The 11,930-nt window shown below is 72.4% G+C and carries 12 protein-coding genes; 7 read left to right on the top strand and 5 right to left on the bottom strand.

Annotated elements, in window-relative coordinates; genetic code table 11:
• Positions 1–61 precede the first annotated feature (61 nt).
• The 5 genes from OH804_RS29590 to OH804_RS29570 are packed head-to-tail and all read right to left on the bottom strand — an operon-like array spanning position 62 to position 4,133.
• Positions 62–754, bottom strand: a complete 693-nt coding sequence (locus OH804_RS29590; RefSeq protein ID WP_196920128.1) for a CoA pyrophosphatase — start codon at positions 752–754, stop codon at positions 62–64.
• Positions 751–1,410, bottom strand: a complete 660-nt coding sequence (locus tag OH804_RS29585; RefSeq protein ID WP_406060878.1) for a redoxin family protein — start codon at positions 1,408–1,410, stop codon at positions 751–753. Before OH804_RS29585 ends, OH804_RS29590 begins: the two co-directional genes overlap by 4 nt.
• Entirely contained in the window at positions 1,407–2,195 is a 789-nt protein-coding gene (gene nth / locus OH804_RS29580; protein ID WP_196920130.1) for an endonuclease III, read from the bottom strand. The genes OH804_RS29585 and nth overlap by 4 nt, the downstream gene beginning before the upstream one ends.
• A gap of 40 nt (positions 2,196–2,235) precedes the next feature.
• On the bottom strand, positions 2,236–3,414 hold the full coding sequence (locus tag OH804_RS29575) for a CapA family protein (RefSeq protein WP_196920131.1): 1,179 nt from the start codon (positions 3,412–3,414) through the stop codon (positions 2,236–2,238).
• Positions 3,415–3,425: 11 nt separating this feature from the next.
• Positions 3,426–4,133: an adenosylcobinamide amidohydrolase gene (locus OH804_RS29570; RefSeq protein ID WP_406060875.1), complete on the bottom strand. Its 708-nt coding sequence runs from the start codon at positions 4,131–4,133 to the stop codon at positions 3,426–3,428.
• 143 nt (positions 4,134–4,276) lie between these two features.
• Here OH804_RS29570 and OH804_RS29565 point away from each other — a divergent pair, with 143 nt between their 5' ends.
• The 7 genes from OH804_RS29565 to OH804_RS29535 all read left to right on the top strand — a co-directional run bounded on the left by OH804_RS29565 (position 4,277) and on the right by OH804_RS29535 (position 11,926).
• Positions 4,277–4,954, top strand: coding sequence for a Crp/Fnr family transcriptional regulator (locus tag OH804_RS29565; protein WP_007466162.1), 678 nt, complete (start codon positions 4,277–4,279; stop codon positions 4,952–4,954).
• A gap of 110 nt (positions 4,955–5,064) precedes the next feature.
• Positions 5,065–5,808, top strand: a complete 744-nt coding sequence (locus tag OH804_RS29560; RefSeq protein WP_406060873.1) for a metallophosphoesterase family protein — start codon at positions 5,065–5,067, stop codon at positions 5,806–5,808.
• A gap of 107 nt (positions 5,809–5,915) precedes the next feature.
• Positions 5,916–6,521 carry a TetR/AcrR family transcriptional regulator gene (locus tag OH804_RS29555; RefSeq protein WP_196920134.1) on the top strand — a complete coding sequence of 202 codons (606 nt, stop codon included), beginning with the start codon at positions 5,916–5,918 and terminating at the stop codon, positions 6,519–6,521.
• Positions 6,522–6,558: 37 nt separating this feature from the next.
• A complete protein-coding gene (locus OH804_RS29550; RefSeq protein ID WP_406060871.1) occupies positions 6,559–7,356 on the top strand; it encodes a TIGR03084 family metal-binding protein in 798 nt (265 codons plus the stop codon).
• Positions 7,353–9,017, top strand: a complete 1,665-nt coding sequence (locus OH804_RS29545; RefSeq protein WP_406060869.1) for an acyclic terpene utilization AtuA family protein — start codon at positions 7,353–7,355, stop codon at positions 9,015–9,017. Before OH804_RS29550 ends, OH804_RS29545 begins: the two co-directional genes overlap by 4 nt.
• On the top strand, positions 9,014–10,210 hold the full coding sequence (locus OH804_RS29540; protein WP_406060867.1) for an acyl-CoA dehydrogenase family protein: 1,197 nt from the start codon (positions 9,014–9,016) through the stop codon (positions 10,208–10,210). Before OH804_RS29545 ends, OH804_RS29540 begins: the two co-directional genes overlap by 4 nt.
• A 114-nt stretch (positions 10,211–10,324) precedes the next feature.
• Positions 10,325–11,926: an acyl-CoA carboxylase subunit beta gene (locus OH804_RS29535; protein ID WP_196920138.1), complete on the top strand. Its 1,602-nt coding sequence runs from the start codon at positions 10,325–10,327 to the stop codon at positions 11,924–11,926.
• Positions 11,927–11,930: the final 4 nt, after the last annotated feature.

Below are 11,930 nucleotides of genomic sequence, written 5' to 3'. Positions count from 1 at the left end.
GTCAAGCGTACGGGCAGTGTGCCCACTGGATGACCATCGCTTGCGGATGGTGACCGTGCGGTCAGCGCAGGGCGTTCTCGTCAGCCTCGTCGGTGCCGGCGGACGGGGCCGGTGTCGCCCCGGTCGGCGGCAGCTCCACGACCCGGCCGGGCGACCACGGACGGGCCCAGCCGCCCATCTCGAGCAACGTGGCGAGCACCCCGGCGGTGAAGCCCCAGACGAGCATCCCGCGGGCCGAGAACGCCGGCCCGATCCAGCCGCTCGGGTGGCGGACCCGCAGCCGGTTGGCCGGGTCGACCAGCTCGCTGACCGGCAGGCGGGCGACGTGTGCCACCTCGGCCGGCTCCCGGGGGTGCACCGGGTGCGGGTCGTGCCACCAGGCCAGCACCGGCGTGACAACGAAGTCGCTGACCGGGATCCACAGTTTCGGCAGCTCGGCCAGCACTGTCACGCTGGCCGGGTCGAGGCCCACCTCTTCGTTCGCCTCGCGCAGGGCGGTGGCGCGGACGTCGGCGTCCTCCGGGTCGGCCGCGCCCCCGGGGAAGGCGGGCTGGCCGGCGTGGTTGCGCAGGGTGGCGGCGCGTTGCAGGACCAGCACGTCGGGACCCGCGCCGGGCTGCTCGCCGAGCAGCACCAGCACGGCGCTCTCCCGACCGCCCTCGGCCGGGGTGGTCAGCCGGGTGAAGTCCTCGGCGCGGGCGGTGCCCAGCCGGGTCAGCAACGGCTCGATCCAGTTGGGTGGCCGACGGGTCACGCCGGCACCGCCAGGCCGAGGTGCTGGCGGACCAGCTTGGCGAGTTTGGCGTCGTCGAGAGCCCCGGTGGCGTCGATGTGCCGGACCTGGCCGTCGGCGGCGACGAAGAGGGTCAGCGGAATGGCGTTGCGCTTCAGCTCGCGTTGCAGCGCCTCGCCCTGGTCCACGAGCATCGGGAACCGGACGCCGAAGTCCTCACCGATGGACTGGGCGCCGCTGCGGCTGTCCCGGCTGTTGACGCCGACCACCTGGAGCTGACCGGCGGTTCGCTCGCTGAGGCGTTGGAAGGCGGGCAGTTCCTTGCGGCACGGCGGGCACCAGGAAGCCCACACGTTGATCACCGCTGGCCCGGCCACCTCCCGCAGTACGACGGGGGCACCGCCGGTGAAGCAGGAGAGCGTCAGCTCCGGCAGCGCCGACCCGCCAGCGGGCGGTGTCGTGCCGGGCGTGCTGGGCGACGCGGGGGTCGCCGTCGCCGTGCCGGAGCCGGGGGACGTGGCCGCGGGTCCCGTGCTCAGCGCGGTGCAGTCCCGGAACGGGGATGGACGCTCAGCTGCGGCCGGCCGGGGGGCTGGCTCGTCGTCGGCAGTGCCGCTGGTGCAACCGGTGACGGCCAGCAGAAGCGGCAGGACGGCGAGGGCGAGGCGGCGGTTCACGGCACCTCCGCCGTGATCGCCTGCGCCGGCACCAACTCCGGGTCGACCCCGGCGGCAACCGCGAGGTCGCGCGCCCGAGGGCCCTTGAGCAGCTTGGCGGCGGCCGCCGGCTCGGTCGGGCCGGTGCCGTACGAAGGGCAGAGCTTCGCGAGGGTGCACGCGCCACAGGCCGGCTTGCGGGCGTGGCAGACCCGTCGCCCGTGGAAGATGATCCGGTGCGACAGCATGGTCCAGTCGCGCTTGTCGTACAGCGCGCCGATCGCGTGCTCGATCTTGACCGGGTCGGTCTCGGTGGTCAGCCGCCACCGGTGGACCAGTCGCTGGAAGTGCGTGTCGACCGTGATGCCGGGGACGTCGAAGGCGTTGCCGAGGATCACGTTGGCGGTCTTGCGGCCGATGCCGGGGAGCGTCACCAGGTCGACGAGCCGGCCCGGGACCGCGCCGTCGTAGCGGTCGAGGAGGGCCTGACCGAGCTTGAGCAGTGAGTCGGTCTTGTTGCGGTAGAAGCCGGTGGGCCGGATCAGCTCCTCCATCTCGCCCCGGTCGGCGCTGGCGTACGCGGCTGCGCTCGGGTAGCGGGCGAAGAGCTTCGGGGTGACCTCGTTGACCTTCTTGTCCGTGCACTGCGCGGAGAGGATCGTGGCGACGGCCAACTCCAGAGCGTTGGAGTGGTCCAGCTCACAGTGAGCGTCGGGATGCGTCTCGGTCAGCACCCGGCCGATCTTGCGGGCGCGGCGTTTGCGCCCGAGATCGGTCTCGCTGGCACCGGGAGGGCTACTGGTCACGACGGTCAGCCTACGTCGCACCCCGGACGGTCCTGCTCGGTCAGCCGGCGGTCGGTGGCGAGATCTTCCCCTGCCCGTCGAGCCGGGCACCACCCTTCGGGAAGTCGGCGCGGCTCAACTCGGTGACCAGACCCAGGCCCCGGTCGTCCGGGTCCATCGTCGGCTTGCCAGCGGAGTTCATGTACGTGGAGGTGAACGAGCCGCCGGCCCAACTGCCGTCCGGCTTGAGCGACACCTTCAGCACGCCGCCCCAGCCGAGCCGACCGTCGTTGCTCAGCGAGTTGCCGCCTCCGGCGAAGTTGCCCAGGCTGTACGCGATCAGGCGCCCCTGGTAGAACTCCATCCCGCGCAGCACGTGCGGGCCGTGCCCGACGATCAGGTCGGCGCCAGCGTCGATCATGGCGTGCGAGAACTTCACCGGATCGCCCCGGTTCTCGCCCAGGAACATCTCGGTGCCCGGCTTCACCCGGGTCTTGTCCGCACCCTCGCCGCCCATGTGCACCTGCACCACTACCAGGTCGGCCATGGTGGCGGCCTTGGCGACCACCGCCTTCGCCTTGGCGATGTCGACCAGGCTGTTGGACCACACGTACGACGAGAAGCCGGCGACGGCGACCTTGACGCCCTTGACGTCGACAACGGTGATCTCGTTCGGTGCGCCGGTGTGCTCCAGGTCGTACTTCTTCAGTGCCTTCTGGGTGTTCTCGTAGCCCTTGGGCCCGTAGTCGTAGCCATGGTTGTTGGCCTGGTTGAGCACGTCGAAGCCGGCGTCGCGCAGGTGCGCGGCGTACTCCGGCGGGGCGCGGAACTGGAAGCAGCGGGTGGAGTTGGCCCCGCACTTGCCGGTGCCGGTGTCGACAGTCAGCGGCTCCTCCAGGTTGCCCATCACCAGGTCGGCCTTGAGCGCCTGGGTGACCGAGGTGAAGAAGCCCTTGCCACCGGCTGCGGGCAGCCGACCGGGCGCGTTGCCCATGATGATGTCCCCGGTGGCGGAGAGCGAGATCGCGCCACCCTGACCGGAGGATGCGGGCCCGGTGGCCTTGGGGCCGGCAGTGGAGACCGGTGCGCCGGTGCCACCACCTCCCGCGCCGGGCTGCCAGACGGGTGCCTCGCCAGCGGAGTCGGAGCAGCCGGCCACGAGGAGGGCGGCCAGCAGCGCGGCGAGGCCGAGGGCGACGCGGCGGCGCGGGCGGGACGCGAGGGGGGCGGGAGCGTACATCGCCCGCGACGCTACCGGTCGTTAAACGCGCCGACGACAGCCGATCGGTTGGACTTTGGGCCCGTGAGCTGCTCAGACCACGGCACGACCGGCCGGGCACCGCCGGCGAGCACCGCCGCGTGCACCGCTCGGGCGAGCGGGGCGCCCCAGGTGGAGCGCGGCCCGCCGTACGGGGCCTCCGCCCCGTCCACCGGGCAGAGCACTGTGACCGCGTCGGTGGGCGTGCCGGTCCCCGGCACCCCCAGCTCGGTGATCGCCTGGGTCTTCGCCTCGGTCGCGGTGGCCACCGCGTTGACGAGTGCCGAGTCGGCGAGCCGGGCCGGCACGTACACCACGATGTTGACAGTGCCGACGCGGTGGGCGAGCGCGGTCGGCGTCGGCTCGGCCGCGGGCACTGGCGTGCCCAGCCCGACCGTCGCCCAGGCCCGCACCCCGGTGTCGGTCCGCGCCACCACCTCCGTCACATCGACGCCGGTCAGCAGACCGATCCCGGGCCCGTCGAGGGACAGCTCAGCGGCGAGCGCAGCCAGGTGCGCCGCGGGGTCCTCCCGGTCGTACGACATCGGTACGGTCGCGTTCAGCACCCATCGCCGGAGCCCGATGCCACCGCCCAGTGGGCCGCTGCTGATCGCCCGCAGGGGCACGTCCGCGCGCCAGACGAGCAGCGGCGCGTGCCGCCCGTCCTCGGCGCGGCTGGTCAGAGTCGGGTCGCTCAGCACGTCGGGCAGGTTACGCCCACCGATCAAGATTCCAGGGGCGACCTCTGATTCGAGCTCACGTGCGCCTAGACTTGGCGGCGCGCGAGGGGATCAGCGGACGGCGGCCCCGGCCGACGGACGGCACGCGCAACCGGAGGTGCGCAATGGACGAGGTACTGGCCCGCAGCGGGATCTTCCAGGGTGTTGACCCGGAAGCTGCCGAGGCGCTTGCCAAGGAGATGGAGACGATCGAGGTCCGCAAGGGCGAGATCGTCTTCAATGAGGGCGAGCCCGGTGACAGCCTCTACATCCTGCTGTCCGGGAAGATCAAGGTTGGTCGCCGCGCCGCGGACGGCCGACAGAACCTGATCGCGGTGATGGGGCCGTCGGACATGGTCGGTGAGCTGTCGCTCTTCGACCCGGGTCCGCGTACGGCTACCGCCACCGCGGTGACCGACACCCGGCTGGTGCGACTGCGTAAGCAGGCGTTGCGGCCGTGGCTCAACAACCGCCCGGAGATCGCCGAGCAGTTGCTCCGGGTGCTCGCCCGACGGCTGCGCCGGACCAACGACTCGCTGGCCGACCTGATCTTCACGGACGTGCCGGGCCGGGTCGCCAAGAACCTGCTCCAGATGGCGGGTCGCTTCGGCACCCGCGACGGCGGCGTTCTGCGGGTGACCCACGACCTCACCCAGGAGGAGATCGCCCAGCTCGTCGGCGCCTCCCGGGAGACCGTCAACAAGGCGCTCGCCGACTTCGCCTCGCGCGGCTGGCTGCGGCTGGACGGCAAGAGCATCATCATCCTGGACCCGGAGCGCCTGGCCCGCCGCGCCCGCGTCTGAGCAGCACCCAACGTCCCCGCCTGCCGTCACCGACGGTGGGCGGGGACGTTGTCATCTGCCTGGCGCAGAATCGCTGGCCTTCCGGCGGCGCCAGCGGTGAGGGTGGGGCCATGGTGAATCGTGTTGCGGTGCTCTCCGACATCCACGGCGTCCTGCCGGCGCTGGAGGCCGTACTCGCCGAGCCGGACGTCGCCGGCGCCGATCTGATCGTGCTCACCGGTGACATCGCCGCGGGCCCGCAGCCGGTCGAGGTGCTGGACCTGCTCGCCAGCCTGGGTGACCGGGTGTGCTGGGTCGGCGGCAACGCCGACCGCGAGCTGGTCGAGGCTCGGGCCGGCCGGCCGGCGTCGATCGAGGTGTCGAACTGGGCCGCCGGGCAGTTGCGCGACGATCAGGTGGCTCGGCTCGCCGCGCTGCCGGCGACGGCGACGCTGGAGATCGACGGCCTCGGCCGGACGTTGTTCTGCCACGCGACCCCCCGGGACGACGAGGAGGTGGTGCTCGTCGACTCCCGGCTGGCGCGCTGGGCGGAGGTGTTCGACGGTCTGCCCGCCGAGGTCGCCACTGTGGTCTGCGGGCACACGCACATGCCCTACGCCCGACTGGTCGACAGTCGTCTGGTGGTCAACCCGGGCAGCATCGGCATGCCGTACGGAGGCGCTGGCGCGTGGTGGGCGCTACTCGGGCCGGGCGTCCAGCTGCGCCGCACCGCCTTCGACGTGGACGCGGCCTGCGCCCGGGTGGCGGCCGAGTCGAGCTTCCCCGACGCCGCTGCCTGGGCCGACGAGTACCTGCGCTCCCAGCACAGCGACGTCGACGCGCTGACCGCCTTCGGCCCCCGCGACGGCCGCTGAGCCGGCCGCCGGGACGGCCGCTGAGTGGCACGCGGGCACACCGAGCGTCACGGGGGGCAGAAAAAGTCAGTCTTGACTGTTTGTTTCGTAGGCCGCAGGCTGTCCCCGTGCCCCCCGCATCGACACGCATCCCTCAGCAGGAGCGCAGCCGCGCCACCCAGGCCCGGCTGCTGGAGGCGACCGTCGACTGCCTGATCGAGCACGGCTGGTCCGGCACCACGACCACAGTCGTCGCGGCGCGGGCCGGTGTGTCGCGTGGGGCTCAGCTGCACCACTATCCGACGAAGGCGGCGCTGGTGACGGCCGCCGTGGCCCACCTGGCCGAGCGGCGCGCCGACGAGCTGCGCACCGAGGCCGATGCACTGCCGGCTGGCCCACAACGGTTGGACCGGGTCGTCGACCTGCTCGCCGTGGCGTTCACCGGGCCGCTGTTCGTGGCCGCGCTCGAACTCTGGGTCGCCGCCCGCACCGATCGGGAACTCCGGGACGCCCTGGTGCCACTGGAGGCGACGGTCGGGCGGGAGATGCATCGGCTCACAGTGGCCCTGCTCGGTGTCGACGAACGTCGACCCGGTGTCCGCGAGGCGGTGCAGGCCACGCTCGATCTGCTCCGTGGGCTCGGGGTGGCCAACCTGCTCAGCGACGACTCCGCCCGCCGCAGCGCCCTGTTGACCACCTGGAAGCGCCAGCTCGCCACCCTGCTCACGCCCTGACCGCCGGCCGCACCGGCCACCACCGACCGGAGGCACCATGGTCGACATCAGCGACCTGCTCACGGACCTGGCCGACGAGTCCGCCCAGCTGGACGCCCTGGTGGCGCCACTGCCCACCGCCGACTGGGCGAGGCCGACCCCCGCGCCGGGCTGGAGCATCGGACATCAGATCGCCCACCTCGCCTGGACCGACCACGTCGCGCTGTTGGCCGCTACCGATCCCGAGGCGTTCTACGCGACGGTGACCGCCACACCGGACGTGACCCGGCTCGTCGACGTCGGCGCCGAGGAGTTCCTCGCCCCACCGGCCGAGCTGCTGGCCCGGTGGCGGGCCGGGCGAACCGCGCTCGTCGACGCACTGGCCGCCGTTCCGGCCGGCGGCAAACTGCCCTGGTACGGCACCCGGATGTCGGCCACCTCGATGGCCACCGCACGGATCATGGAGACCTGGGCGCACGGCGCGGACGTGGCCGACGCCCTCGGCGTGGTCCGCCCCGACAGCGACCGGCTTCGGCACGTAGCGCACCTGGGCGTGCGTACCCTCGGGCACGGTTTCACCGCGCACGGCCGGGAGGCACCGACGGCACCGGTCCGGGTCGAGCTGGTCGGGCCCGGCGGCGACACGTGGAGCTGGGGCCCGGCGGACGCCGCCGACCGGGTCACCGGCCCGGCTCGGGACTTCTGCCAGCTGGTCACCCAGCGCCGGCACCGCGCGGACCTCGCCCTGGTCGCCACCGGGCCGGTCGCCGACGAGTGGCTCGACGTGGCACAGGCCTTCGCCGGGCCGCCGGGTGACGGCCGGCAGCCGGCCGGCCGGAACGGGGTACGGGCATGATCCGCATCGGCAACGCCTCCGGCTTCTACGGCGACCGGTTCACCGCCTGGCGGGAGATGCTCGACGGCGGTGAGCTGGACGTGCTGACCGGCGACTATCTGGCCGAGTTGACCATGCTGATCCTGGCCCGGGACCGGCTCCGCGACCCCGACCTGGGCTACGCGAAGACGTTCCTGCGGCAACTGGAGACCTGCCTCGGCACCGCCCTCGACCGAGGGGTGCGGATAGTGACCAACGCCGGCGGGTTGAACCCGGCCGGCCTGGCCACCGCCATCGAGAAGCTCGCCACCCGGCTCGGCCTGCCGGCTCGGATCGGGTACGTCGAGGGCGACACGATCCAGCGGCCGGACGCGTTGAGCGCCAACGCCTACCTCGGCGCGTTCGGGATCGCCGCCTGCCTCGACGCCGGTGCGGACGTGGTGGTCACCGGCCGGGTCACCGACGCGTCGCTGGTGGTCGGCCCGGCCATCGCCCGGTACGGGTGGGGCCGCGACGACCTCGACGAGCTGGCCGGGGCCACCGTGGCGGGGCACCTCGTCGAGTGCGGCGCCCAGGTCACCGGCGGCAACTTCAGCTTCTTCACCGAGCTGCCCGACGGCGGGCACCGGCCCGGGTTCCCGATCGCCGAGGTGTACCCCGACGGCTCGTCGGTGCTCACCAAGCATCCGGGCACCGGTGGCGCGGTCACAGTGGAGACGGTCACCGCCCAACTGCTCTACGAGATCGGCGGGCCCGCGTACCTCGGGCCGGACGTGATCACCCGACTGGACACTGTGACGCTGCGCCCCGACGGGCCGGACCGGGTCCGGGTCTCCGGCGTCCGGGGCACACCGCCACCGGCCACGCTCAAGGTGGGCGTCAACAACCTCGGCGGCTTCCGCAACTCGATGACGTTCGTCCTCTGCGGTCTGCACATCGAGGCGAAGGCGGCAGTGGTCCGGGGGCAGATCGAGGAGGCGGTGGGCAAGGACGGGCTGGAGTTCACGCTTGCCCGCACCGACCACGAGGACGCCGCCGACACCGAAACGGCCAGCGCCCTGCTGCACGTACACCTGCGCGACGGCGACAAGGCGCGGGCGGGGCGGGCGTTCTCGGCCGCCGCGGTGGAGCTGGCCCTGGCCTCGTACCCGGGCTGCACGCTGACCACACTGCCCGGCGACGCGACACCGTACGGTGTCTTCACCGCCGACGCGGTGCCGCAGGACGCGGTGGCGCACGTCGCGGTGCTACCCGGTGGCGAGCGGGTGCCGATCGCCCCGCCGATCCGCACCGCCAGCACCTCCCCGGACCAGTCCGACCCGGGCGGCGGGGCCGCGGTCGACGGCCCGACCCGACGCGGGGCGCTCGGCGAGGTGGTCGGCGCACGTTCCGGGGACAAGGGCGGGGACGCCAACCTCGGTGTCTGGGCGCGTTCCGACGCCGGGTACGCGTGGCTGCGGACCTGGTTGACAGTCGAACGGCTGGCCGAGCTGCTGCCGGAGACCGCGCCGCTGTCGGTGCGCCGCTACGAGTTGCCGAACCTGCGCGCTGTCAACTTCGTGATCGAGGGCCTGCTCGGCGCCGGGGTGGCCGCGTCCATCCGGTTCGATCCGCAGGCCAAGGCGCTCGGCGAGTTGCTGCGCGCCCGGATCGTCGACCTGCCGGCAGGAGTGGCGCAGTGAGCATCGTGGACACCCCGGAGCGCCGGCAACTGCGCGAGCTGACCCGGGCGTTCGTGAATCGGGAGGTGCTGCCACACCTGGACGACTGGGAGCGGGCCGGCGAGGTGCCGCGGGCGTTGCACGCGACAGCCGCGAAGCTCGGCCTGCTCGGCATCGGCTTCCCGGAGTCGGTCGGTGGCAGCGGCGGGGACCTGCTCGACTCGATCATCGTGACCGAGGAGCTGATCCGCTCCGGCGGCTCGTCCGGGCTGGTGGCGGCCCTGTTCACGCACGGGATCGCGTTGCCGCACATGGTCGCGGCGGCCGGTGCCCGCACCGGTGGCTCGCTGGGCGGTCGGCTCGGCGGCACCGCGTCCCCGACCGACGACAGCCTCATCGAGCGGTATGTCCGCCCCACCCTGTCCGGCACGATGATCGGGGCGCTGGCCATCACCGAGCCGGACGGCGGTTCGGACGTGGCCGGCATCCGCACCACCGCCCGCCGCGACGGCGACCACTACGTGGTGAACGGGTCGAAGACGTACATCACCAGCGGCCACCGGGCCGACTTCGTGACCACCGCTGTGTGTACCGACTTCCCCGGCAGCGGTGAACTGACCCTGCTGGTCATCGACAAGGGGTCGCCCGGGTTCACAGTGGGACGCCGGTTGGAGAAGCTGGGCTGGCACTGCTCGGACACCGCCGAGCTGTCCTTCTCGGACGTACGGGTGCCGGTCGCCAACCGGATCGGCGCGGAGAACACCGGCTTTCTGGCGATCATGCAGCACTTCGCGGCGGAACGCCTCTCGCTGGCCACCCAGGCGTACGCGACAGCGCAACGCTGTGTCGAGCTGGCGGTGCGCTGGTGCCGGGACCGGGAGACCTTCGGGCGTCCGCTGGCCAGCCGGCAGCTGATCCGGCACCGGTTGGCCGAGATGCACACGCGGACCGAGGCGGCCCGGTCGTACGTGCACGCGGTGGCGGGCCGGGTCGCGGCCGGCGAGCCGGTGGTGACCGAGGTGGCGATGGCGAAGAACGTGGCGGTGGCCGCCTGCGACCACGTCGTCGACCAGGCGTTGCAGCTGCACGGCGGGTTCGGTTACCTGCGCGACGCCGAGGTGGAGCGGCACTACCGCGACGCGCGGATCCTCGGCATCGGCGGCGGCACCACCGAGATCATGAACGAGATCATCGCGAAAGGCATGGGTCTGTGAGCGCGAGGAGTGAGCCGGGTCTGCGAGCCCCGCAGTCGCGAACGAAGGAGGCACGGTGAGCGCGAGGAGTGAGCCGGGTCTGCGAGCCCCGCAGTCGCGAACGAAGGAGGCACGGTGACCACCCTGGACAGTGCCGTCGACCCGTCCGCGCCCGCGTACCTGGCGAACCGGGCGGCGTTGCTGGAGCGGCTGGGCGAGCTGGACGCCGCGCTGGACCAGGCGCGGGCGGGTGGCGGCGAGAAGTACGTGACCCGGCATCACGCCCGCGGCAAGCTGCTCCCCCGGGAGCGGATCGAGCTGCTGGTGGACGCGGACAGCCCCTTCCTGGAGTTGTCGCCTGTCGCCGCGTACGGCTCGGACTTCCCGGTCGGGGCCAGCGTGGTCACCGGTATCGGAGTGGTCGAGGGCGTGGAGTGCCTGATCGTCGCCAACGACCCGACGGTACGCGGCGGCGCGGTCAACCCGTGGTCGCTGGCGAAGACCCGGCGGGCCGGTGAGATCGCCCTGGCCAACCGGCTGCCCATGGTCAACCTGGTCGAGTCGGCCGGGGCGGACCTGCCCACCCAGGCGGAGATCTTCATCCCCGGTGGTCGGGTGTTCCGTGACCTCACCCGGCTCTCGGCGGCCGGCATCCCCACTGTCAGCGTGGTCTTCGGCAACGCCACTGCCGGTGGCGCGTACGTGCCGGGGATGTCCGACCACGTGATCATGATTCGGGACCGGTCGCAGGTCTATCTGGCCGGTCCGCCGCTGGTGAAGATGGCAACCGGTGAGGTCACCGACGACGAGTCGCTGGGCGGCGCGGCGATGCACGCCGGCACGTCCGGGCTGGCCGACTACCTGGCCGTCGACGAGCGGGACGGCATCCGGCTGGCCCGGCAGTGCGTCCGCCGGTTGAACTGGCGCAAGCAGGGTCCGTCGCCGCGTACGGCGGTGCCGCAGCCGCCGAAGTACGACCCGGAGGAGCTGCTCGGCATCACCAGCGCCGACCTGAAGGTGCCGTTCGACCCTCGGGAGGTGCTGGCCCGGATCCTCGACGGCAGCGACTTCGACGAGTTCAAGCCGGCGTACGGGGATGCGCTGGTCACCGGCTGGGGTGAGCTGCACGGGTACCCGGTGGGCGTGCTGGCCAACGCCCGGGGGGTGCTGTTCAGCGCGGAGGCGCAGAAGGCGGCCCAGTTCATCCAGCTCGCGAACGCCTCGGACACGCCGTTGATCTTCTTGCAGAACACCACCGGCTACATGGTGGGCACCGAGTACGAGCAGCGCGGCATCATCAAGCACGGCGCCCTGATGATCAATGCCGTGTCGAACTCGACGGTGCCGCACCTGACGGTGAACCTGGGCGCCTCCTACGGGGCCGGCAACTACGGCATGTGCGGCCGGGCGTACGAGCCGAGGTTCCTGTTCACCTGGCCGAACGCGAAGTCGGCGGTGATGGGCCCGGCGCAGCTGGCGGGGGTGCTGTCGATCGTGGCGCGGCAGGCGGCTGCCGCCCGGGGGCGCGACTACGACGAGGACTCCGACGCGGCGATGCGGATGATGGTCGAGCAGCAGATCGAGTCGCAGTCCGGTGCGCTCGTCCTCTCCGGTCGGCTCTACGACGACGGGGTGATCGACCCCAGGGACACTCGGACCGTCCTCGGGCTCTGCCTCTCGGCGATCCACAACGGACCGGTGAAGGGCGCCGACGGTTTCGGCGTCTTCCGGATGTAGGGGG

The sequence above is a fragment of the Micromonospora sp. NBC_00860 genome (assembly GCF_045207375.1).
GTDB lineage: Bacteria > Actinomycetota > Actinomycetes > Mycobacteriales > Micromonosporaceae > Micromonospora > Micromonospora vinacea.
The sequence above is the reverse complement of the archived record's forward strand: the minus strand, read 5'-3'. Positions and strand labels throughout refer to the sequence as shown.